This is a genomic window from Amycolatopsis arida (assembly GCF_900115565.1).
GTDB lineage: Bacteria > Actinomycetota > Actinomycetes > Mycobacteriales > Pseudonocardiaceae > Yuhushiella > Yuhushiella arida.
This window is the reverse complement of the sequence record NZ_FOWW01000002.1, coordinates 194,269-214,733: the sequence shown is the minus strand read 5'-3', so window position 1 is coordinate 214,733 and position 20,465 is coordinate 194,269. Positions and strand designations below refer to the sequence as shown.

23 protein-coding genes and 2 pseudogenes are annotated in these 20,465 nt (G+C 73.8%); 14 read left to right on the top strand and 11 right to left on the bottom strand.

All coding sequences use genetic code 11. From position 1 onward, the window contains the following. Positions 1-335 precede the first annotated feature (335 nt). From BM051_RS05885 to BM051_RS05870, 4 genes are all read left to right on the top strand, one after another. Entirely contained in the window at positions 336-1,100 is a 765-nt protein-coding gene (locus tag BM051_RS05885) for an ABC transporter ATP-binding protein (RefSeq protein WP_092529611.1), read from the top strand. A 63-nt stretch (positions 1,101-1,163) separates the two neighbouring features. Next, complete coding sequence (locus tag BM051_RS05880) at positions 1,164-1,943, top strand: enoyl-CoA hydratase/isomerase family protein (protein ID WP_092528924.1); 780 nt, start codon at positions 1,164-1,166, stop codon at positions 1,941-1,943. 49 nt (positions 1,944-1,992) lie between these two features. Further along, entirely contained in the window at positions 1,993-2,988 is a 996-nt protein-coding gene (locus tag BM051_RS05875) for a class I SAM-dependent methyltransferase (RefSeq protein WP_092529610.1), read from the top strand. Positions 2,989-2,992: 4 nt separating this feature from the next. Next, the gene (locus BM051_RS05870; RefSeq protein WP_092528922.1) at positions 2,993-4,171 is read left to right on the top strand and encodes a THUMP-like domain-containing protein; all 1,179 of its coding nucleotides are present in this window, start codon (positions 2,993-2,995) and stop codon (positions 4,169-4,171) included. A 249-nt stretch (positions 4,172-4,420) separates the two neighbouring features. Here the strand turns inward: BM051_RS05870 and BM051_RS05865 are convergent, their stop codons facing one another. Then, positions 4,421-4,990, bottom strand: coding sequence for a winged helix-turn-helix domain-containing protein (locus tag BM051_RS05865; protein WP_092528920.1), 570 nt, complete (start codon positions 4,988-4,990; stop codon positions 4,421-4,423). 162 nt (positions 4,991-5,152) lie between these two features. On the opposite strand from BM051_RS05865, the gene BM051_RS05860 reads away from it, so the two are divergent. Further along, entirely contained in the window at positions 5,153-5,974 is an 822-nt protein-coding gene (locus tag BM051_RS05860; RefSeq protein ID WP_092528918.1) for an alpha/beta fold hydrolase, read from the top strand. Positions 5,975-5,978: 4 nt separating this feature from the next. Here the strand turns inward: BM051_RS05860 and BM051_RS05855 are convergent, their stop codons facing one another. The 4 genes from BM051_RS05855 to BM051_RS05840 form a co-directional block, all read right to left on the bottom strand. Beyond that, positions 5,979-6,323: a cupin domain-containing protein gene (locus BM051_RS05855; RefSeq protein WP_092528916.1), complete on the bottom strand. Its 345-nt coding sequence runs from the start codon at positions 6,321-6,323 to the stop codon at positions 5,979-5,981. A gap of 508 nt (positions 6,324-6,831) precedes the next feature. Beyond that, the gene (locus BM051_RS05850) at positions 6,832-7,431 is read right to left on the bottom strand and encodes a hypothetical protein (RefSeq protein ID WP_134045849.1); all 600 of its coding nucleotides are present in this window, start codon (positions 7,429-7,431) and stop codon (positions 6,832-6,834) included. Between the two features lie 376 nt (positions 7,432-7,807). Further along, on the bottom strand, positions 7,808-8,491 hold the full coding sequence (locus BM051_RS05845; RefSeq protein WP_092528912.1) for a response regulator: 684 nt from the start codon (positions 8,489-8,491) through the stop codon (positions 7,808-7,810). Beyond that, positions 8,488-9,645: a sensor histidine kinase gene (locus BM051_RS05840; RefSeq protein ID WP_092528910.1), complete on the bottom strand. Its 1,158-nt coding sequence runs from the start codon at positions 9,643-9,645 to the stop codon at positions 8,488-8,490. The genes BM051_RS05845 and BM051_RS05840 overlap by 4 nt, the downstream gene beginning before the upstream one ends. A gap of 179 nt (positions 9,646-9,824) precedes the next feature. On the opposite strand from BM051_RS05840, the gene BM051_RS05835 reads away from it, so the two are divergent. Beyond that, positions 9,825-10,055, top strand: a complete 231-nt coding sequence (locus BM051_RS05835) for a hypothetical protein (RefSeq protein ID WP_092528909.1) — start codon at positions 9,825-9,827, stop codon at positions 10,053-10,055. Continuing rightward, positions 10,052-11,005: a hypothetical protein gene (locus BM051_RS05830; RefSeq protein ID WP_092528908.1), complete on the top strand. Its 954-nt coding sequence runs from the start codon at positions 10,052-10,054 to the stop codon at positions 11,003-11,005. The genes BM051_RS05835 and BM051_RS05830 overlap by 4 nt, the downstream gene beginning before the upstream one ends. A gap of 48 nt (positions 11,006-11,053) precedes the next feature. On the opposite strand, the pseudogene BM051_RS29685 reads toward BM051_RS05830, so the two are convergent. After that, positions 11,054-11,230, bottom strand: a pseudogene (locus BM051_RS29685) (RNA polymerase sigma factor); the annotation flags it as partial. On the opposite strand from BM051_RS29685, the gene BM051_RS05825 reads away from it, so the two are divergent. Next, positions 11,203-12,342 (top strand): translation factor GTPase family protein, encoded by a 1,140-nt coding sequence (locus BM051_RS05825; RefSeq protein ID WP_092528906.1) that lies wholly within the window; start codon positions 11,203-11,205, stop codon positions 12,340-12,342. The pseudogene BM051_RS29685 and the gene BM051_RS05825 overlap by 28 nt on opposite strands. A 58-nt stretch (positions 12,343-12,400) precedes the next feature. After that, positions 12,401-13,432 carry an LLM class flavin-dependent oxidoreductase gene (locus BM051_RS05820; RefSeq protein WP_092528904.1) on the top strand — a complete coding sequence of 344 codons (1,032 nt, stop codon included), beginning with the start codon at positions 12,401-12,403 and terminating at the stop codon, positions 13,430-13,432. Between the two features lie 679 nt (positions 13,433-14,111). On the opposite strand, the gene dnaN is transcribed toward BM051_RS05820, so the two are convergent. After that, entirely contained in the window at positions 14,112-15,227 is a 1,116-nt protein-coding gene (gene dnaN / locus BM051_RS05815) for a DNA polymerase III subunit beta (RefSeq protein ID WP_092528902.1), read from the bottom strand. A gap of 49 nt (positions 15,228-15,276) precedes the next feature. Further along, on the bottom strand, positions 15,277-16,122 hold the full coding sequence (locus BM051_RS05810; protein ID WP_092528900.1) for a helix-turn-helix transcriptional regulator: 846 nt from the start codon (positions 16,120-16,122) through the stop codon (positions 15,277-15,279). Here BM051_RS05810 and BM051_RS05805 point away from each other — a divergent pair. The 4 genes and pseudogenes from BM051_RS05805 to BM051_RS05795 all read left to right on the top strand — a co-directional run. Next, positions 16,121-16,843, top strand: a pseudogene (locus BM051_RS05805) (SDR family NAD(P)-dependent oxidoreductase); the annotation flags it as partial. The gene BM051_RS05810 and the pseudogene BM051_RS05805 sit on opposite strands and share 2 nt — an antisense overlap. Further along, positions 16,762-16,968 carry a Rossmann-fold NAD(P)-binding domain-containing protein gene (locus BM051_RS30455; RefSeq protein WP_341770746.1) on the top strand — a complete coding sequence of 69 codons (207 nt, stop codon included), beginning with the start codon at positions 16,762-16,764 and terminating at the stop codon, positions 16,966-16,968. The pseudogene BM051_RS05805 and the gene BM051_RS30455, both read left to right, overlap by 82 nt. Before the next feature lie 83 nt (positions 16,969-17,051). Then, positions 17,052-17,690, top strand: a complete 639-nt coding sequence (locus tag BM051_RS05800; protein ID WP_092528898.1) for a maleylpyruvate isomerase N-terminal domain-containing protein — start codon at positions 17,052-17,054, stop codon at positions 17,688-17,690. Positions 17,691-17,790: 100 nt separating this feature from the next. Beyond that, entirely contained in the window at positions 17,791-18,126 is a 336-nt protein-coding gene (locus BM051_RS05795) for a helix-turn-helix domain-containing protein (protein WP_092528896.1), read from the top strand. 8 nt (positions 18,127-18,134) lie between these two features. Here the strand turns inward: BM051_RS05795 and BM051_RS05790 are convergent, their stop codons facing one another. After that, a complete protein-coding gene (locus BM051_RS05790) occupies positions 18,135-18,626 on the bottom strand; it encodes a pyridoxamine 5'-phosphate oxidase family protein (RefSeq protein WP_092528894.1) in 492 nt (163 codons plus the stop codon). A 120-nt stretch (positions 18,627-18,746) separates the two neighbouring features. Here BM051_RS05790 and BM051_RS05785 point away from each other — a divergent pair, with 120 nt between their 5' ends. Further along, the gene (locus BM051_RS05785; RefSeq protein ID WP_092528892.1) at positions 18,747-19,154 is read left to right on the top strand and encodes a DUF1801 domain-containing protein; all 408 of its coding nucleotides are present in this window, start codon (positions 18,747-18,749) and stop codon (positions 19,152-19,154) included. Positions 19,155-19,162: 8 nt separating this feature from the next. On the opposite strand, the gene BM051_RS05780 is transcribed toward BM051_RS05785, so the two are convergent. Further along, complete coding sequence (locus tag BM051_RS05780; RefSeq protein ID WP_092528890.1) at positions 19,163-19,606, bottom strand: PaaI family thioesterase; 444 nt, start codon at positions 19,604-19,606, stop codon at positions 19,163-19,165. Continuing rightward, positions 19,603-20,457: a helix-turn-helix domain-containing protein gene (locus tag BM051_RS05775; protein ID WP_092528888.1), complete on the bottom strand. Its 855-nt coding sequence runs from the start codon at positions 20,455-20,457 to the stop codon at positions 19,603-19,605. Before BM051_RS05775 ends, BM051_RS05780 begins: the two co-directional genes overlap by 4 nt. Between the last annotated feature and the right edge of the window lie 8 nt (positions 20,458-20,465).

Here is a 20,465-nt window from a genome sequence, read left to right as displayed (position 1 = left end):
GGATACTCCGGAAAGGTCGTGCGAACGGTGTCGAGGGGACTACCGCTCGCGACACCGCGCCGAGGCGACCAGCAGGAGGTCCACGACGCGGTCGCGCCAGAACCCACCCTGCGTGCGACGCGGCCGTACGGAGATCACGATTCGGATGCTGCCACAGCTGGCGCGCCCGGCGACCCCGCTCCCATCTCGTGGACGGGCGCCGCGAGCGCCACCGGACCCGGGGGCGTGGTGACGCGGTCGGCGGCGGTCGGGACAATGGCCCCGTGAGCGAGCCGACCCAGCCCAGCCAGACGCAGCCCAGCGACCCCGCCGACCTCGCCGATCTCGTGGTGCACATGGCGGGGGTCGGCGTGCGGCGCGGCGGCAACGCCTTGCTCGCCGACCTCGACTGGTCGGTCGAGCTCGACGAGCGGTGGGTGGTGCTCGGGCCGAACGGCGCCGGCAAGACCACGCTGCTCCGGCTCGCCGCGGCCGAGCTGCACCCCACCACCGGCACCGTCCATCTGCTCGGCGAGCGGCTCGGCCGGGTGGACGTGTTCGAGCTGCGCCCCCGGATCGGCTTCACCTCGGCGGCGATCAACGGCCGGGTACCGCCCGACGAGCGGGTCCGCGACGTCGTGGTCAGCGCCGGCTACGCCGTGCTCGGTCGCTGGCGCGAACGGTACGACAGCATGGACACCGAGCGGGCCGACGAGCTGCTCGGCGCGCTCGGCATCAAGCACCTCGCCACCCGCACGTTCGGCACCCTGTCCGAGGGCGAGCGCAAGCGCACCCTGATCGCCCGCGCGCTGATGACCGACCCGGAGATGCTGCTGCTCGACGAGCCGGCCGCCGGTCTCGACCTCGGTGGCCGGGAGGACCTGGTCGCCCGGCTGGCCACACTGGCGCAGGACCCCGACGCGCCGGCGATGGTGCTGGTCACCCACCACGTGGAGGAGATCCCGCCCGGGTTCACCCACGCCCTGCTGCTCGCCGAGGGCCGCGCGGTGGCCGCCGGGCTCGTCGACGACGTGCTGACCAGCGAGAACCTGTCCCGCACCTTCGGGCAGGACCTGCTGCTCGAGCGCTCCGGCGAGCGCTTCTTCGCCCGGCGTCGCTGACCCCACCTCTACTGACCGGTAGCCTGCAGGGGTCCGACGTAGGCGGTGCGTGAGGAGGAACGCGTGGGCGAGTTCGTACGGCTCGAGGTCGAGGCCGGGGTGGGCACGATCCGGTTGGACCGTCCACCGGTGAACGCACTGAACAACCAGGTGCAGGCCGAGCTGGCCGAGGTGGCCAGGGAGGCCGGTGAGCGGGCCGACGTGCGCGCGGTGGTCCTCTACGGCGGCCAGAAGACCTTCGCCGGCGGCGCCGACATCAAGGAGATGGCCGACCGGAGTTATGTCGAGATGTCGACGTTCGGCGCCGACCTGTCCGCCTCGCTGAGCGTCGTCGCGGAGCTTCCGAAGCCCACGGTCGCCGCGATCACCGGCTACGCCCTCGGTGGCGGCCTCGAGCTCGCGTTGACCGCCGACCGGCGGGTCGCCGGGGACAACGTCAAGGTCGGCCAGCCGGAGATCCAGCTGGGGATCATCCCCGGCGCCGGCGGCACGCAGCGGCTGGCTCGGCTGATCGGCCCGAGCAAGGCCAAGGACCTGGTCTTCACCGGCCGGTTCGTGGAGGCCGAGGAGGCACTCGCGCTCGGCATCGTCGACCAGGTGGTGGCGCCGGACGACGTGTACACCACCGCCCACGCCTGGGCGGCGCAGTTCGCCAACGGCCCGGCCGTGGCGCTCAGGGCGGCGAAGGCGGCCATCGACGGCGGCCTCGACGTCGACCTGCGCACCGGGCTCAAGCTGGAGACCACCCTGTTCACCAGCCTGTGGGCCACCGAGGACCAGGAGACCGGGATGCGGTCGTTCATCGAGAACGGCCCCGGTAAGGCCACCTTCCAGGGCCGGTGACCGAGCGATGACGTCGACCACCGGCCGGCCCGGGGCGAGTGAGGCGGACATGACGGAGAGCGCGGCCACACCGGTGCCACCCGTGGACCCGGCGCCCAACCCGCACGCCACGGCCGAGCAGGTGCGGGCGGCCTACGCCGACCCGAAGCTGGCCAACGTGCTCTACCACGACTGGGAGGCCGGCACCTACGACGAGAAGTGGTCGATCTCCTACGACGAGCGCTGCATCTCCTACGCCAGGGACGTCTTCACCGCCGTCGCCGGCACCGAGGGCCAGCCGTACCCGACGGCGATGGAGCTGGGCAGCGGCACCGGCTTCTTCTTGCTCAACCTGATGCAGGCCGGCGTGATCGAGCGCGGCTCGGTCACCGACCTCTCGCCGGGCATGGTCGAGGTGGCGCTGCGCAACGCCCGGCGACTCGGCCTCGACGTGGACGGCAGGGTCGCCGACGCCGAGCGGATCCCGTACCCGGACGGCAGCTTCGACCTCGTCGTCGGCCACGCCGTGCTGCACCACATCCCGGACGTGCCGGCCGCCTTCCGCGAGGTGCTGCGGGTGCTCAAGCCCGGCGGGCGGTTCGTGTTCTGCGGCGAGCCCACGAAGATCGGCGACCGCTACGCCCGCCGGCTCGGCCAGGCCACCTGGTGGCTCACCACCAATCTCACCCGACTGCCGGCGCTGCGGTCGTGGCGGCGGCCGCAGGAGGAGCTCGACGAGTCCTCCCGCGCGGCGGCGCTGGAGGCCGTGGTGGACCTGCACACGTTCGACCCGACGGACCTGGAACGTACCGCGCGCCGTGCCGGCGCCCGGGACGTGCGGGCGGTTACCGAGGAGTTCGCCGCGGCGCTGGTGGGCTGGCCTATCCGCACGTTCGAGGCGGCCGTCCCATCGGAGAAGCTGACCCTGGCGTGGCGGCTGTTCGCGTACAAGGCGTGGCTGCGACTGTCCGCGGTGGACCGGAAGCTGCTCGTCAGGGTGCTGCCCCGCGAGCTGTTCTACAACGTGATGATCACCGGGGTGAAGCCGGCCAACGGGGGTCGCTGAGCGGTTGGGCTACCGGTTCACCCTGGCCGACGTCGCGTTCCTGCGCTCGCCCGCGGGAGCCGGGGCGCTCGCCGCGTGTGCCGACCTGCCGTTGACCGGCGCGAGCCGGATCGCCGACGTCGCGGCGGCCCGCCGGATCGCCGGTGCCGAGCACGCGGCGGCCGTGCTGGAGACCGTGCTGCTCCGCCGCGCCGCCGCGGTCAAGCTGGACGGGGCGCGGGAGTGGCTGTACACGGCGGACGCGCTGCAGCAGGCCACGCCGACGCCCGTGGCCGCGCACCGGGCGCAACGGCTGGCCGGCCGGGTGGTGCACGACGTGACCTGCTCGATCGGCGCCGACCTGGTCGCGCTGGCGCGCACCTGCGGCCGCTGCCTCGGCTCCGACCTGGACGCCGTGCGGTTGGCGATGGCCCGGTACAACCTCGCGGCCGCCGGGGTGGCGCCGGCGCTGGTGCGGGCGGACGCCCTGCGACCGGTGTCCCGGGACGGCGTCGTGGTGGCCGACCCGGCTCGCCGGGACGCCGCCGGCCGGCGCACCTGGCGACCGGCCGACTTCGCGCCCCCGCTGGACGCGCTGGTCGCCGCCTACCCGGGGCGCGACCTGGTGGTGAAGTGCGCGCCGGGGATCGACCCCTCGGTGGTGCCGTGGGTGGACGAGCTGGAGCTGGTGTCGCTGGACGGGCAGGTGCGGGAGGCGTGCCTGTGGCGCGGCTCGGTGGCGACGGTGTCCCGGCGGGCGACCGTGCTGCGCCCGGACGGCACCGCGTGGACGGTGACCGACGCCGAACCGGACGACATCGGGGTGGGTGAGCCGGGGGAGTGGATCGTCGACCCGGACGGCGCGGTGGTGCGGGCCGGGCTGGTGCGACACTACGGGGCGCGGCACGGGCTGTGGCAGCTCGACGAGCGGATCGCCTACCTGACCGGTGACGCGCCGCCGCCCGGGGTGCGGGCGTTCCGGGTGCTCGACTTCGGCGGCTACTCGGAGAAGAGCCTGCGGGACACGCTGCGCCGGTTCGACGTGGGCAGGGTGGAGATCCTGGTGCGCGGGCTGGACGTGGATCCCAACGCGCTGCGCCGCCGGTTGAAGCCGCGCGGCGCGGGGGAGGCGAGCGTGGTGCTGACCAGGGTCGGTCGCCGCCCCGTGGCCTTTCTCTGCCGAGCCGAACGCACCCCCGGCTAGCCGCGCGGCCGCTCCAGGGAAACGCATCCCGGCGATGGACGTCACACCAAGCACCCGCCGCTCCCGCACTGACTGAGGCACTGAGGCACGCCCCACGAGACGCGGGGCCATCATCCATTCCCCTCCCCACCCCGATCCGAAGCCGCTGTGCCCGTCAACACACTTGGGCTTCGGGGTGGGGATCCAATCACCCGAAGTAGACAGACCAGTCACCGGTGCCGGTGGAAGAAGGGGCCGACTCGCCGAGCGCTACCGTGGGGCCGCCGGCTCCTCACCCGACCCGGGATAGCAGGCCAGCACCAGCTTGACCAGGTCGCCGTCCGGGTCGCCGTAGCGGGCCAGCAGCTGCTGCACGCTGGCCCGCAGCTCGTCGAGGAACGCCTGGCGCCGCGAACGCGGCACCCGCACCTCCCTGGCCAACCCGAGCGCGGGCAGCTCCCGACCGTCCTGTCCGAGCGCGGCCAGCTCCGCCGGGATGTCCTCCACGAGGTCGAGCACGGTGCCCACGCCCATCTCGCCGGCCACCCGCTCCCCGCCGATCGCCCCGACCACCTTCGGCGACAGCCAGTACGACCGCGCGCTGGCCTGGTACACGCCCTCGTTGACGCCGCGGACCCGGCGCTCGCCGACCTGGGCCACCAGCCCGGCGCCCAGCATCCGTTTGACGTGGTAGTAGACGCGCTGCGGGCTCTGTTCCAGCCGCTCGCCCACCTCCCGGCACGAGCGCGGCTCGGCGAGCTGCCGCAGCACCCGCACCCGCTGTGGTTTGAACAGCGTCTCGGCCTGCTCGATCCGGTCGAGGCAGAGCAGGTCCCTCATCGGGTTCCCCGCTCCCGGCCGCCGTCCTTCGTGATCACGTGTCCTCCCCAGCAGTCCCCAGTGAACTCCCGACCAGTGGAACGCGGCCGCGTACAAGATCCGTACAAAGGCGATTTTGTTACCATCGTTCTGGTTTTGCCGGTTACGCAAGGAGGTGGGACGGTGGGCTGGACGCTGCCCGAGGAGTTCGTGACGTCCGGTGACGTGGTGCGCTGGGCCCGGTTCGGTGCCGGACCGCCGGTGGTGCTGCTGCACGGCACCCCGTTCTCGTCGCTGGTCTGGCGGGACGTCGCGGCGGCACTGGCCGGCACGCACGAGGTGTTCGTGTGGGACATGCCCGGCTACGGGCGGTCGACGATGCGGCCGGAGCAGGACGTGTCGCTGGCCAGGCAGGCCGAGGTCTTCACCGCGCTGCTGGCGCACTGGGAGCTGACCGCGCCGTCGGTGGTCGCCCACGACTTCGGCGGCGCGGTGGCGCTGCGGGCCACCCTGCTGCACGGCGCGACCTACCGCCGGCTCGCGCTGGTGGACCCGGTCGCCCTGCGGCCGTGGGGCAGCGAGTTCTTCCGCCTGGTCCGCGAGCACGCCGCGGTGTTCGAGCGGCTGCCGCCCGACCTGCACCGGGCACTGGTCCGGGAGTACGTGCGGTCGGCCGCGCACCGCGGCTGGCGGCCGGAGACGCTGGACGCCCTGGTCGAGCCGTGGCTCGGGCCGGAGGGGCAGCCGGCGTTCTACCGGCAGGTCGCCCAGGCCGACCAGCGGTACACCGACGAGGTGCAGGATCGCTACGGCGAGCTGGACCTTCCGGTGCTGGTGTGCTGGGGCGCCGAGGACACCTGGATCCCGGCGGCGAAGGGGCGCGAGCTCGCCGCCGCGATCCCCGGCGCCGAGCTGCGGCTCATCCCGGCGGCCGGGCACCTGGTGCAGGAGGACGCCCCGGCCCGGCTCACCGCGGAGCTGGTCGCGTTCCTCCGCGCGGGCTGACCGCTCAGCCGTCCCGCTCGCTGGGCTCCAGCCAGGTGGTGGACACCCGGCCGGCGTCGTGGATGCACACCATGTCCAGCCGGTCCGGCCCGATCGCGGTGTACCGGTGCGGGGTGCCGGTGGTCACCACCACGATGTCGCCGGGGCCGAGCTCGGCCTGCTGGCCGTTGGCGTCGAGGTGCACCCGCCCGGACCGGACCACCCAGGTCTCCGGGTAGGGGTGGCGGTGCAACGCCACGGTGTCACCGGGCTCGGCGTCGACGGCGAAGAACGAGACGCCGGCTCCGTACGCCTCGCCCTCGAACCGGATGGTGTCCTCGAGGCCGAGGTTCGGGATGAGGTGCAGCATCGGCCCAGGATAGTCACGTGCCACCGGGGCAAGCCCGTCCTCCGATCGGGTCCCATGCTGACCGAGGCGGGCGCTGGTCCGGGAGTACGGTCGTCGACGCGGCTCCCGGCGCCGAGCTGCGGCGCGTCCCGGCGGACGGGCACCGGTGCAGGAGGACGCGCCGGCTCACCGCGGGCTGACCGAGTTCCCGCGCCCGGATCGTCGACTCGTCCCGGTCGGCGTCCCGTCCACCCCGAGAACGTGTTCATGGAGTGCCCGCCACGCGGAGACTGAGAATTCGCACGGCGACGATTGCCAGCGAGACCCGCGCCCGGTTGAGCGGAGCTTTGGTGAACATTTTTCCGTGACCTGGGTCGGAAAATTGCTGACGGTTTCTCTCCCCGGTGGGACGCACCTGTGCCCGCGGCCCTTTAGCTGACCACTCCCTTGACTGGTGGCGGGCAACCGAAGGGCCGCGGGGGCCGGCGAACAGGGGTTCCGGGCCGCCGCCCACCGACGGAATCCGGAGTCAGACGACGGTCACTGCCTTCAGCAGGCCGAACACCGTCTTCATGCCGTCCGGCGACACGCATTCCCGCGTGTCGGCGGTGGAGGTGTAGCTCAGGACCAGGATGTGACCGGCGTAGGCGCCGCTCTCCACCCGAATGCGGACGCTCACTTCCTTGGAGGCGCCGTCGATCACGAGGTTGATCACCTCGCCGTGGCTCTTCGCCGCGACGGTCCCGCTCTCGTCGCGGAGCCAGTGGATCTCGGCGGTGCCGGTGGTGTTGGCGTTGACCGTGCAGGCCAGGTTGCCCTCACCGGACAGGCTCTTCAGGAAGAACTTGGTCGCGCCGTTCGCCGCGGCCGTGCAGGTGCTGTAGGTCTGCGAGCTTCCGCTGAACTTGGTGGGCTTCGGAACCAGGTCCAGTCCGGGATTGGTGGAGTCGCCCGGCTGGTGGAAGGTGTACTTGTCGGTTCCGCCGCTGCACACCGGTGGAACGTCCACCTGTTGGGCGCCGGTGTCCGCCTGCGCGTTGCCCGTGACCACGAGGGACGACAGGGCCGCGAGCAGACCCACCGCGGCAATACGTAACTTCGTCCAGACATCTCTTCGCTCGGATGACATGAGATTGGTCCTTTCTTTTCATTGCCCTGGTTCGAAAACCATTGCGACCACACTGGCCATTTAATGGCCTGACCGACATTAAGATCGTCCCATCGCGAGGGCAACCCCGGACACCCGTTTGGCTCATTCCGGGTAAGTCCCGCCACGGTCAATGTGACTGGCCCTCACTTTTTGGTGGGCGACAATCACCCCATTAGGCCATCGCTGAGGGAAATGTCCAACATCATCCCAGGTATACGCCTGAAATGATCACCAGAAATGTTTCATGCCAGCCGTGAGGAGTTCTACGCCGGGAAGCCGAGCTTCAGCCCCGACCACGGCACGAAGGTCCGCTAGCAACGGCTGGGTGGTGCGGCAGATCCTCGCCCGCGCCCGTTCACCCCTCCTCGGGCAGCAGCCCGGCGTCGTGCACCAGTAGCGCGATCTGCACCCGGTTGTTCAGGCCGAGCTTGGTGAGGATGCTCGACACGTGCGTCTTGACCGTCGGCACGCCGAGGTGCAGCACCGCGCCGATGTCGGCGTTGGACCGGCCCTGCCCGACGGCGACGGCGACGTCGCGTTCCCGGTCGTTGAGCGGGGCCAGCCGCTGCCGGGCGCGCCGCCGCCGCTCGTCCTGACCGCTCTCGGCGACCCTGGCGATGAGCCGCCGGGTCACCGCGGGGGAGAGCACCGGCTGCCCCCGCGCGACCTGGCGGATCGCGGTCACGATCTCCTCGGGCGGCGTGTCCTTGAGGACGAACCCGGCGGCACCGGCGCGCAGCGCCCGCAGGATGTGCTCGTCGGCGTCGAACGTGGTCAGCACGATGACCTCGGGCGCGGGCCGGTGGGCGCGCAGCGCCTCGGTGGCGGCCAGGCCGTCCATTGCGGGCATTCGGATGTCCATCAGCACCACGTCCGGCGCGTGCTGGTCGACCAGCGGCAGCACCTCGGTGCCGTCGCCGGCCGCGCCGAGCACCCGGATGTCCGGGGCGCCACCGAGCATCATCGTCAGCCCGGCCCGGACCAGCGGGTCGTCGTCGACGACGAGCACGCCGACCGTTCCCGGCTCGTCGGGTGTCATACCGGCCACGGTAGCCGGGCCGCGAGCCGCCACCCGCCGGTGGCGGTGGTGCCGTGCTCCAACCGGCCGCCGGCCAGCGCGGCCCGCTCGGCCAGTCCGACCAGCCCCTGGCCGGGTGACGTGTCGGGGGTGGGAGGGGCCGGAGGCGGGCCGTTCTCGACCTCCACGGTCAGCTCCCGGCCCGGCATGCCGGCGAGCCGCACGGACACGGCGGCACCGGGCGCGTGCTTGCGGACGTTGGTCAGCGCCTCCTGGACGACGCGGTAGGCGGTGCGGCCGGTCCCTTCCGGCGGCGCGGCGTCGTCGAGGTCGTCACGCAGCTCCACCCCCGTCCCGGCCCGCTCCGCCTCGCCGAGGAGCCGCGGCAGGTCGGCGAGGGTGGGTTGGGGCAGCTCGCCGACCGGCGCGCGCAGCACGCCGATGACCTCGCGCAGGTCCTGCAGGGCCTGGTGGGCGCACTTCCGGATCACCGCGGCCGCGCTGGCGACGTCCTCGGCGGGGGCGTGCGGGTGGTACTCCAGCGCGCCGGCGTGGACGCTCAGCAGGGACAGCCGGTGGCCGAGCACGTCGTGCATCTCCCTGGCGATGGCCTCCCTGGTGCGGTGCTGGGCCTGCTCGGCCCGCAGCCGGGCTTCCGTCTCGGCCCTGGCGGCGCGGTCGCGTAGCGAGAGCACGAGCTGGCGGCGGTGGTGGATCACCAGTCCCCAGCCGACCGCGGCGCCCTGGACCGCGACGCCCAGCACCCACAGCAGCGCGGGGGACTCCCCCGGCTCCGGCCGGATCAGGACGTAGCCCAGCGCCGCGAGCACGCTCAACGTGTAGACGGCCAGCGTGGTGCGCGGCGGCCGGTGCACGGCGACGGTGAACAGGGCCACCAGCATCGCGCCGGCCACCAACTCGGCGAAGGTCGACACGACCACCAGCGCCACGGCCAGCCCCACCGGCCAGCGCCGGCGCAGCCACAGCGCGGCGCACCCCAGCGCGCCGACGATCTGGTCGAGGTCGAACAGCCACGCCGGCTCGGGCAGGTGCCCCGCCTGGAGCCGGGCGTCGCTCATCAGCACGCCGTAGAGCACGGCCAGCAGGAACAGGCCGATGTCCACCAGCCAGTCCCGTAGGCCGGGCCGGGAGCGGCGGGTGGTCGGAACCTCCATGCCCGCAGAACCTACGCACGCCTCGCCGCTCGCGCGCGGGGATCGGCGCCGGGCGATACCGAAGTCGCGGTCGGCGATACCTTGGTCGGCTCCGCCACCGCGAACGGGCGACCTTCGTCACCGAAACGGGTGCCGGTGACCGATCCGCGCCCGCCGGCACGCCGTTTAGCGTCGCCGGCATGCGTTCGGCAACTCAGCTGGTCGGGTTCGTCCTGCTCGTCATGGGCGTCAGCGGGACCATCGACCGCCTGGCCTACCAACCGATCATGGGTTCGGTCCTCAACGTCCTCAACCGGCAGGTGTTCCCGCGAGTGGACGTCCTGCAGGGCTACGAGGTGTTCGCCAACCTGAGCGTCGCCGTGCTGGGTGTCGTCCTGCTGGTCGCCGCGGAGCGGAGCTCGTCGGCATGACCGCCCGGCTGCTGCCCGCGCTCGGGCTGGTCCTGCTCGCCCCGCTGGTGGGTGAGTACCTGCTCGGCAACGTGCCGATCACCGAGCTGCCGGCGCTGCCGCTCCTCGCGCCGCTCTACGGCGGTGGGGCGCTGCTCATCCGTGAGGTGGCCCGGCGGACCGGGCGGGGCTGGCCCGCGATGCTCGTCCTCGGGCTCGCCTACGGGCTGCCGCAGGCCGGCCTGATCGACTGGTCGCTGTTCGCCCCGCCGGTCCTGGCGGGGGCCGAGCCCGGTCCGGCCGCCACACACCTGCCCGCGCTGGGCCTGAACGCCGCCGACGCGTTGTCCTTCGTCGTCGGGCACGCGGTGTGGAGCATCGGCGTGCCCATCGCGATCGTCGAGGCGTGGATGCCCGAGCGCGCCGAGACCCCGTGGTTGGGCCGCGCGGGGACGGCCGGCGCGGCCGGGCTGTACCTGATCGGCGCCGCGGTGATCCTGGTGTGGGCGTGGAACCAGGGAACCGTGCACGCCCCGGCGGCGGGGGTGGCCACGGTCGCCGTGGTCGCGGCCGGGCTCGTCGCCGGCGCACTGGCCGTCCCGCGCCGGCGGCGGTCGATCTCCGCCCGTCCGGCCCCGCGCCCGTGGCTGGTCGGGGTGCTGGCGTTCGTGGTGTCCGGGGTGTTCTTCCTGCGCGACGAGACCTGGCCGGGGGTGGCGCTCGGGGTGGTGCTGGCCGGTGTGTCCGCCGTCGTGGTGCTGTTCTGGTCGCGCCGGCCCGGCTGGGGAATCCGGCACCGGCTGGCCCTCGCCGGGGGCGCCCTGCTGACCTACGCGTGGGGCGGCTTCGTGCTCACGACGCTGCTCGGCCGGGCGCAGCCCGTGCACCTCGCCGGCAACGCGGTGCTGGCCGCGGCCGCGATCGGCCTGCTCGTCCTCACCGTGCGCCGGAGTCGTGCCGCGGCAGGGTGAGCCGGAACGCGCAGCCGTCACCGGCGGGCCGGGACCGGGGTCGGCGAGCACGGCGGCCTCCTCGGACGGTGGGGCGGGGTCGTCCTGGCCGTGCACCAGCGCGGCCTCGGCGTGCCGGTCGGCGCGGGCGGCCTCCCGGCGCAGCCGGTCGATCGCCCTGTTTCGGGCGGTGGTGATGACCAAGCCCGTCGGGCTCGGTGGCAGCCCGCCGGCCGGCCACCGACGGCACGGGGCGGTCCGGCCGGGTCACCGCCATCGGCGTGTTCGAGCACGGGTCGCTGGTTCGGGCCGGGTCGGTCGGTTCCGGCCGGATCGCCCAGGTGTGGGGGCTCGACGGCGTGCGGATCGGCGACGCCGTCGGCATCCCGCCGCCGGCCGCGGGCAGGCACTTCGCACCGCCGACGCTGGAGACGGTCGTCGTGCCCCGCCGGCCGGCCGACCGGGCGGCGCTGCACGCCGCGCTCACCCGGCTCGCCGAGCAGGACCCGTTGATCAACCTGCGGCAGGACGACGTCCGGCGGGAGATCGCGGTGTCGCTCTACGGCGAGGTGCAGAAGGAGGTCATCCAGGCGACGCTGGCCGGCGAGTTCGGGGTGGACGTCACCTTCCGCGAGACCACGACGATCTGCGTCGAGCGACCGGTGGGCACCGGGGAGGCGGTGGAGACGATCGGCGCCGACGGCAACCCGTTCCTCGCCACCGTCGGGCTGCGGGTCGACCCGGCGCCGCCGGGCGCGGGGGTGGAGTTCCGGGTGGGCGTCGAGCTCGGCGCGTTGCCGCTGGCGTTCGTCCGCGCGGTCGAGGAGACGGTCCGGGGCACGCTCCGGCAGGGCCTGCACGGTTGGGAGGTCGTGGACTGCGTGGTGACCATGACGCACTCCGGGTACTGGGCGCGGCAGAGCCACTCCCACGGAGTATTCGACAAGAGCATGTCGAGCACCGCCGGCGACTTCCGCCACCTCGCCCCGCTGGTGCTGACGAGCGCGCTGCGCCGGGCCGGTACCAGGGTGGAGGAGCCGATCCACCGGGTCCGGCTCGACGTTCCGGCGGACACGGTTGGGCCCGTCGCGCGCGAGCTGGCGCGGCTCGGCGGGGCGGCGCACGCCACGACCGGGCGCGGGACGGAGGCCCGGATCGAGGGGGAGCTGCCCGCGGTCAGGGTGCACGATTTGCGCCGCCGGCTTCCCTCGCTGACCCACGGCGAGGGCGTGCTGGACGCCGATTTCCGTTGTCACCGCCCGGTTCGTGGCACGCCGCCGAGCCGCCCGCGGACCGACCACGATCCGCTCGACCGCGCGGGGTACCTGCTGCGGGTCCAGCGCCGGCTCACCTCGTGAGGTCGGCGTGGCCGTGTCCACCGTGGCTGTGCCCACTTTGTCGATGTCCACTTTGTCGATGTCCACTGTCGAGGAGAAGGAGGACGCCGTGACCGAACCCGGACCGCGCCTGGGGGTGCGGGTTCCCCGTGAGCTGCCGGCCGCGCGGCTGGTCGAGCTGGCCAGGCGGGCCGAACGCACCGGGCTGGACGAGGTGTGGGTGGTCGAGGACTGCTTCTACGCCGGGGCGCTGAGCACCGCGGCGACCGTGCTGGCCGCCACCCACCGGGTCACCGTCGGGATCGGCGTGCTGCCCGCGGTCGCCAGGAACCCGGCCATCGCGGCCATGGAGCTCGCCGCGCTGGCGGAGCTGCACCCCGGCCGGCTGGTCACCGGGTTCGGGCACGGGGTGCCGTCGTGGATGCGGCAGATCGGGGCCTACCCGGCCTCGCCGTTGGCGGCGTTGGAGGAGACGCTGGTCGCGGTCCGGCGGCTGCTGGCCGGGGAGCGGGTGTCGACGGAAGGCCGGTACGTCCGGCTCGACGGCGTCGAGCTGGAGTTCCCGCCGGCGGTGGTGCCGCCGGTGCTGGCCGGGGTGCGCGGGCCGAAGTCACTGGCCGTGTCGGGCCGGGCCGCCGACGGGACCGTGCTCGCCGAGCCGGCGGCGCCGGAGTACGTGCGGGCGGCGCTGGAGGCCGTCGAGCGCGGGCGGAGCGGACCGGACGTGCCCGCGCGGCACACGCTCGTGACGTACAACTGGCTGGCGCTGGACGACGACCCGGCCCGCGCCCGCTCACGGGCGCGGGCCGACGTGGCCGCGTCGCTCTCGCCCGGCGCCGCGCCGCACCTGCGGCCGCTGCCGTTCGGCGCCGAGCTGCTGGACCTGCTCCAGCCCGGCGGCGAGACGGTGTCTCCGGAGCGACTGCGTCCTGAGTGGATCGACCAGCTCGCGGTGTGCGGGAACCTGGACCGGTGTGTCGCCAGGGTGCGTGAGCTGCACGCCGTGGGCAGCGACAGCGTGGTGCTGCTGCCGCTGCTCGTCGAACCGGAGGACGTGGCCGTCACGGCGGCCGGCCGGATCGCCACCGCCCTGCGGAACACCGGGACCTGACGACGACACCCTCCCCAACGACCGGTGCACCGCCGCCCACCGTGTTCGCCGCTCCGGTCGCCGTGTTGGCCGTTCCCGTCGGTGGGTTGGCTGGTGGCGTCGGGCTGGTGGTGCCTGGGGTGCGGGCGGGCGCGGGTGCTCGGGGCGGGTCCGAGAGCTGAGCGGACCTGCTGGTGGTTCGCGGGCGGGGTGCACCTGCCTGGGGTGGTTTGTAGGTGGTTGGGCCCAGGAACGGTTCCGGATGGGTGATTCCTACCCACGGGTCGTCTTGCTTGGGTGGTCGCCACGGAATCACCCATCCGGCTCGGATTCGGTGGTCGCCTCGGGGAGGTGGTGTGGTTTGGGGTTGAGGTGGGGATGTGGTGTTGCGGTGGGTGAGGTGGTTGCCGTCGTGGGCTTGGGAGGGATTGGCTGCCGAGGGAGAGCGAGTTGGGCAGTTGGGCACGCAGGGGAGAGTTGGGCAGGTAGGGAACAGAGTTGGCCAGGCAGTGGGAGTTGGGCTGCTCGGAAGCAAAGAGGGTGGATCGTCGCCGTGATGTCGCGGTTTCCCGCTACCGAGGGCCGGTGCCGTGCCGTGGGCCGGGTGCCTCGGCACCGCCGGCTGGGTCAGTCGCCGGGAGTGCTGGCCCGCTGGCCACCACCGGAGCCGAGCCTGGCACAACCGGCCCGACAGCACCCACTACTCGCCGGGTGGCCGCATCGGGACTACCAGGTAGGTCAGGTCCACCTCGTCCTCGTCGGGGCCAGCGGTGAGCACGGTGGGGCGCAGGCCCTCCTGGAAGCCCATCCGCACCGACCGTCCGGCGAACGGACGGAGCGCGTCCAGGAGGTACCGCGCCTGGTAGACGGTCGTGCCGTGGTGGCCGGACACCGTCGCCTTCACCGTCTCCTCCGACTCGCCCGCCTGCGGGTCGTTGCCGCGCACCCGCAGCTCGCCGTCGGCCGCCGCCAGGGTCACGGTGCCGTGCGGCCCGCCGTAGGGGGCGGCCCTGCGCACGGCGGCGGCCACCGTGTCGGCGTCCACGTCGGCGGTGCCGGCCACCACCGACTCCAGCAGCCGGCGGGCCCGGTCGTCCGGGAAGGGCATGGCCAGCAGCGCCGTGCTGAACGAGTCGGTTGCCCAGGTCAGCCCGACCCGGTCCGGGTCGGCGTGTAGTGCGACGGTCTCTCCGCGACCCACCTGCTTGGCGACGTCGGCCAGCACTCCGGCGGGGGCCAGCAGGTCGAGCCGGGAGGCGTTCGGCTCGGGTCGCCACGGCAGCTCCGCCATGGCCATCCGGTAGCGGTCGGTCGCCAGCAGGACGAGTCGGTCGCCCTCGGCCCACAGCCGCAGGCCGGTGAAGATCGGCAGCGTGCCGTCGCGGGACGCGGTGGGCGCCACGGCCAGCACGGCCCGGCGCCACGCCTCCCCACGCACGCTTCCGGTGACCGGCGGCGGGGCCGGCACACCGGGATGGGCGTCGGTGTCCAGCAGCGGCAGCGCGAACCGCGCGGTGGGGGTGCGGACCGCCAGCCGTGGCCCCTCGACCACCAGCCGCACCTGGTCGGCGTCCAGCGCGCGCAGCGTCTCCGCCAGTGGCTTGGCCGCCACCAGCGCCCGCCCCTCGGCGTGCACCAGCGCCGTGCGGGTCAGCCGGAGGCCGTGCTCCCGGTCGCTGCCGGCGAGCACCACGCCGTGCGCGTCGGCGGTGAGCAGCACGCCGCCGAGCACCGGGTTGGGCACCCGGCCGGGCAGCAGCGCGGCCACCTGGGCGGTGGTGGTCGCGAGTGTGGCGGTGGTGGCGGTGAGGTCCATGGTGGGACGGTACCGGGAACCACCGACGGGAACGCGGCAGTCGGGAAGGTCAGACGTCCGCCAGCGTGGGCGTGTCCCGGGTGGTCAGCTCGCGGAACGCGGCCTCGGTGGGCGAGCCGGGTGGCGCGGTGTAGATCACCAGGCGCTGGTCGGTGTCGGCGATGTGCAGCATCTGGCAGTCCAGCTCCAGCGGCCCCACCGTGGGGTGCACGATGTGCTTCACCATGCTCCGGCGCACCTGGACGTGGTGCTCGTTCCACATCTCGGTGAACCGGGCCGATGTCGCGGTCAGCTCGGTGACCAGCTCGGCGATCCCGCGGTCGCCGGGGTAGCGGGCCATCGCCGCGCGCAGGTCGGCGACCGTGGCCATGGCGAACCCGACCGATGCCGGGGAGTCCCAGTGCGGGTCGTCGTCGGGCCGGCGGAAGATCACCCTGATGACGTTGCGCTCCGCGCCCGGCGCGGCCGGATCGCCGAGGAAGTGCGTGGCCAGCCGGTTCCATGCCAGCAGCTCGTAGGTCGCGTCCAGCACGTACGCCGGGTTCGGCAGGGTCGCCAGCAGGTGACGGATGCCGGCGGGCACCTCACGGCTCGGGCCCGCGGTCGGCGGCGGTGCCTCCCCAGCGACGCGGAACAGGTACTCGCGCTCGTCGGCGGTGAGCAGGAGCGCGCGGGCCAGCGCGGCGAGCACCTGCCGGGAGGGGCGCGCGCCGCGGGCCTGCTCGAGCCGGACGTAGTAGTCCACGGAGATCCCGGCGAGCTGGGCCACCTCCTGCCGCCGCAACCCGGGCGTCCGGCGCCGGCCGACGTCGGGAAGGCCCACGTCGGCCGGCCGGAGCCGCGCGCGCCGCGCGCGGAGGAACTTGGCCGCCTCGTCCCGGTTCGCCGCACCCATGGCTCCAGGATGCCGCACGCGGGCTCCGCCGGGGTGGTACCGCCGGTACCAGGCTGGGCACGCTCTCCCATGGGCGGCGCGCGGGGGGAAGCCTGGGGGTATGGACACCATCGTGTTGATCACTGGGGCGAACAAGGGGATCGGGTTCGCCGCCGCGCGGCTGCTCGGCGAGCGGGGCGCCACCGTGCTGCTCGGCGCGCGCGACGCCGAGCGGGGCGCGAAGGCCGAGGCGGAGCTGCGGGCCGGCGACGTCGACGCCAGGCACGTGCCGCTGGACGTGACCGACGACGACTCGGTCGCGGCGGCCGCGGCGCGGGTAAGCGAGGAGTTCGGCCGGCTGGACGTGCTGGTCAACAACGCCGGGATCGCCCGTGTCGAGGGCCAACCGGGCGCGGCCGCTCGCGAGGTGCTGCGGGAGGTGTTCGACACCAACGTCTTCGGGCTCGTCGCGGTCACTGACGCGTTCCTACCGGCGCTGCGGAAGGCGCCGGCGGCGCGGATCGTCATCGTCTCCAGCGAGGTCGGCTCGATGACGACCATGCTGGACCGAAAGAGTCCGTTGTGGACGATGGACACCGTTCCTTACCCCGCGTCGAAGGCCGCGGTCAACATGGTCACCGCGATGTACGCCAAGCGGCTGTGGGAGACCCCGATCACGGTGAACGCCGCGAACCCCGGCTACTGCGCGACGACCTCAATGGCCACAGCGGCTTCCGCACGGCCGAGCAGGGCGCGCGGGTGGTGGTCGAGCTGGCCACCCTCGGCGCGGACGGTCCCACCGGTGTGCTGTGGGGACCACCGTTCGTGCCGGACGGTGACCCGGAGTCGGTGGTGCTGCCCTGGTGAACCTTGGGGCTGTGCGGCCCCTCAGTGTGGCAGCCTTGGCCTCGGCGCGCCGGACCCGACCGGCGCCGGGGTGAGGAGGCGTGATGGCTGGTGCGCGGGACGACTTCCTGGCGGCGGCCCGGTCGGCGGCCGGGCTGCTCCGCGAGCCGGCGGTGGCCGTCGCCTGGCGCGAGCCGAGTGCCCTGCCGGGGTTCGGTGTGGCCGGCCTTGCCGGGCACCTGGCCTACCAGGTGCTGACGGTCGCCAGCGCGCTGGCCGACCCGGTGCCGGAGGAGCCGACGCTCTCCCTGCTGGAGCACTACGACCGGGCGAAGTGGGTCGACGCCGACCTCGACGACGAGGTCAACGTGCGGATCCGGCAGGGCGGCGAGCACGTGGCCGCTCCCGGCGCGGCGGCGCTGGCCGATCGGGTGGACGCGACCGTGTCGGAGCTGACCGACGCGTTGGCGACGGCACCGGAGCGACCGGTGCGGATCCCGCTGTGGGGGCCGTGGTCGCTGATGCTCGAGGACCTGCTGGTCACCCGGCTGATGGAGCTCGCGGTGCACTCGGACGACCTGGCGGTGAGCGTCGGGGTGACGACGCCCGAGCTCCCACCGGGCGCCGTGGAGACGGTGGTCGACCTGCTGTCCCGCCTGGCGGTGCGCCGCCACGGCCCGACGGCCGTCCTGCGCGCGCTCAGCCGCGCCGAACGCGCCCCGAGCACCATCGCCGCCTTCTGAAGCACGTCCGGCTCAACCCCCTGACGGCGCACGAAGTCGAGCACGTGGTGGTCGACCCGCTCGGGCCTGGCTCGCCGACGGCCCGCGGCTAACGGCGCCGGTGCTCGGCGCGTGGCGGCGGCTGGTCGCCAGCGATGGGCGGGTGCGGATCGAGGCGCTGGCCGGCGAGGTCGGCTGGTCCCGGCAGCACCTGGCCGCCCGCTTCCGGGCACAGGTCGGGCTGTCGCCCAAGGTCGTGGCGCGGATCGCCCGGCTCCACCGCGCGGTGACGTTGCTGACCAGCCCCACTCCGCCGCCGTGGTCGGCCGTCGCGCAACTCCGCGGCTACGCCGACCAGGCGCACCTCAACCGGGACTTCCGCGCGCTGACCGGCAGCACCCCGGCCGAGTACGTTCCCACCCGGCCGCTGCCGTTCACCGTCGTCGGCTCCCGGTGAGTGGAAGCTCAGCGCTTCTCGACCACGTACTCCGGCCGGCCCGGCTTCCAGACGGTGATCTTCAGGTGGTCGCCGCCGACCTCGACCGACGACGCGCCGGTCAGCTCGGCCGCGTAGAAATGGTCGAACTCCCGGCCGCGGAGGTCGAAGCCGGTCTCGGCGAACAGCGCCTCGGCGAAGCGCTGGTGCAGCGCGGTGTCCCGCACGTCGCGCGCCACGCCCCACAGCTTCGCGTCGCCGTCCTTGACCTCGGTGTCGACCGTGGCGGTGTGCAGGCAGAACCGCGGGTCACGGGCCAGGTCGCGGAACTTCGCGGTGTCCGGCATGCCGATCAGCCACAACCGGTCCTCGAAGAACCGCGGCTCCATCGGGCTGATCCGGGGCGAGCCGTCCTGGCGGACCGTGGCCAGGAAGCACAGGTTCCCGGTGGCGGCGTGCCGGCGGGTGAAGGTGGCGGCGATCCGTGGCGCGGCCGCGGCGAACTCGGTCCACATCGTCATGCCGCCGACGGTAGCCGGGAACCCCGTCAGGTCATGGCGGGGTTTGCCGCCGAGTGCGCGCCTTTCCGCGCGGCGCCCCTCCTGGTTCACTGGGCGCCTCCGACGGGATAAGGAGCCCCCATGTCCTACGTCGCCGACCCTCCGGTGGACGCCTACCTCGCGGCGCTGCCCGCCTGGCAACAGGAGATCTGCCAGCGGGTCCGCGAGCTGGTGCACGCCGCCGACCCCGAGGTCACCGAGACGATCAAGCGGACCGTCCAGCCCTACTTCGTGCTGGACGGCAACGTCTGCGCGCTGCTCGCCGCGAAGAACCACGTCAACGTGTTCCTCTACGACGGCGGCATCGTGCCCGACCCCGAGGGCATCATCACCGACGGCCACGACAACAAGACCGCCCGCAGGGTGGCCTTCCGTGCGGGCGAGCCGATCAACGAGCCGGCGCTGCTCGCGATGTTCCGCCAGATCATCGCCGACAACCGCGCCGGTGGCTGGCGCACGCTCAGGGCGCGCGGCGAGACCTCGGGGTGACCCGGCGCTCAGGTCCTGGCGCGGGTGATCCGCGCCGTCGCCGTGGCGGTGGCGAGTAGCCGGCCGTCCGGGTTGAGCAGCGCTCCCTCCAGGAACGCGGTCGAGCCGGTGCGGTGCACCACCCGGCCCCGGCCCCGCAGCGGGCCGGGCACGGCCGGCCGGAGGTAGCTGACCTTCAGCTCGAGGGTGAGCGCGACCTCGTCCGGTGCCAGGCCGGCGACGAGCGCCGGCGAGAGCGTGTCGTCCAGCATCGCCGCGAGGTAGCCGCCGTGCACGGTTCCCCACCCGTTGACGAAGTCGTCGCGCGCGGTGAACGACACCTCGATCTCGCCGCTCTCCGGGGAGACCGACTCCAGCGTCCAGCCGAGGGTCCGCGCCGCCGGCGGCATCGGCACCCTTCCCGCCACGATGTCCCAGAACGGGCCGGTCCGGGGCGTCGAGTCCTCGCTCATACCGAGAGTGTCCCAGCCGGGACCGACACGGCGCGGCTCCCCGCTGACGCGGTGTGCGCGCAGCCGCTGGCGTCGGCGGGGAGGTAGACGACGAGCCGGTGCTCGTCCGTGCCGGGCAGCGGGAGGCTCTCGTAGGCGAGGCGCAGCGTGTCGCCGCTCGGAAGCCGCCACCGCTCGGTCCCCGTCCAGGCCGGCAGGACGGCGGAGGCCGCGAACCGCCGGGTGAACTCGCCGCCCGCGGTGACGGACAGCTCCTCGGCGAGGGCGACCGCCGCGCGCTCGCCGAGGTCGGCCGCGGCCCGCAGCGCGGCGGCCCACTCGTCCGCCACCCGGTCCCACTCGGGGAACGCGGTGTGCGCCCGGGAATCGGCGAACACGAAGCGCGCGAGGTTGGCCGGTTCGTCGTCGAGCAGCCCGACCGGCGCGGCGAGCGCGGAGAAGCCGGCGTTGAACGCCAGCACGTCACCCGCCGGGTCGGTGACGAACGCCGGCGTGTCGCCGAGCCGGTCGAGCAGCGCCCGCACGCCCGCGCGCACGGAGCGCGCCGGCGCCGCCGCCTGCGCGCACACCGCGCCGGTGGCGGCCTTGACCAGGCGGTACAGGTGCACGCGCTCGTCGGGGGAGAGGCGGAGGGCGTCGGCGAGCGCGCCGAGCACCTGGCCGGACGGGCTGCGGTCGCGGCCGCGCTCGAGGCGGGTCAGGTACTCGACGCTGATCCCCGCGAGGTCGGCCAGTTCCGCGCGGCGCAGGCCGGGGACGCGCCGGCGGGGTCCTTCCGGGAGCCCGACCTCGGCGGGGGTGATCGCCTCCCGCCGGGCGCGCAGGAAACCGCCGAGCGCGTTGTCGCTCATGATCGGCA

Coding starts and splice junctions, on each gene's coding strand:
- BM051_RS05850 (WP_134045849.1), bottom strand. CDS start 7,431: ATGTCATCCGAGCGAAGAGATGTCTGGACGAAGTTACGTATTGCCGCG.
- dnaN (WP_092528902.1), bottom strand. CDS start 15,227: ATGGACCTCACCGCCACCACCGCCACACTCGCGACCACCACCGCCCAG.
- BM051_RS05830 (WP_092528908.1), top strand. CDS start 10,052: ATGACCGCCCGGCTGCTGCCCGCGCTCGGGCTGGTCCTGCTCGCCCCG.
- BM051_RS05865 (WP_092528920.1), bottom strand. CDS start 4,990: ATGAGGGACCTGCTCTGCCTCGACCGGATCGAGCAGGCCGAGACGCTG.
- BM051_RS05780 (WP_092528890.1), bottom strand. CDS start 19,606: ATGAGCGAGGACTCGACGCCCCGGACCGGCCCGTTCTGGGACATCGTG.
- BM051_RS05820 (WP_092528904.1), top strand. CDS start 12,401: ATGTCCACTGTCGAGGAGAAGGAGGACGCCGTGACCGAACCCGGACCG.
- BM051_RS05800 (WP_092528898.1), top strand. CDS start 17,052: ATGGCTGGTGCGCGGGACGACTTCCTGGCGGCGGCCCGGTCGGCGGCC.
- BM051_RS05835 (WP_092528909.1), top strand. CDS start 9,825: ATGCGTTCGGCAACTCAGCTGGTCGGGTTCGTCCTGCTCGTCATGGGC.
- BM051_RS05845 (WP_092528912.1), bottom strand. CDS start 8,491: ATGACACCCGACGAGCCGGGAACGGTCGGCGTGCTCGTCGTCGACGAC.
- BM051_RS05810 (WP_092528900.1), bottom strand. CDS start 16,122: ATGGGTGCGGCGAACCGGGACGAGGCGGCCAAGTTCCTCCGCGCGCGG.
- BM051_RS05790 (WP_092528894.1), bottom strand. CDS start 18,626: ATGACGATGTGGACCGAGTTCGCCGCGGCCGCGCCACGGATCGCCGCC.
- BM051_RS05875 (WP_092529610.1), top strand. CDS start 1,993: ATGACGGAGAGCGCGGCCACACCGGTGCCACCCGTGGACCCGGCGCCC.
- BM051_RS05785 (WP_092528892.1), top strand. CDS start 18,747: ATGTCCTACGTCGCCGACCCTCCGGTGGACGCCTACCTCGCGGCGCTG.
- BM051_RS05840 (WP_092528910.1), bottom strand. CDS start 9,645: ATGGAGGTTCCGACCACCCGCCGCTCCCGGCCCGGCCTACGGGACTGG.
- BM051_RS05855 (WP_092528916.1), bottom strand. CDS start 6,323: ATGCTGCACCTCATCCCGAACCTCGGCCTCGAGGACACCATCCGGTTC.
- BM051_RS05885 (WP_092529611.1), top strand. CDS start 336: ATGGCGGGGGTCGGCGTGCGGCGCGGCGGCAACGCCTTGCTCGCCGAC.
- BM051_RS05775 (WP_092528888.1), bottom strand. CDS start 20,457: ATGAGCGACAACGCGCTCGGCGGTTTCCTGCGCGCCCGGCGGGAGGCG.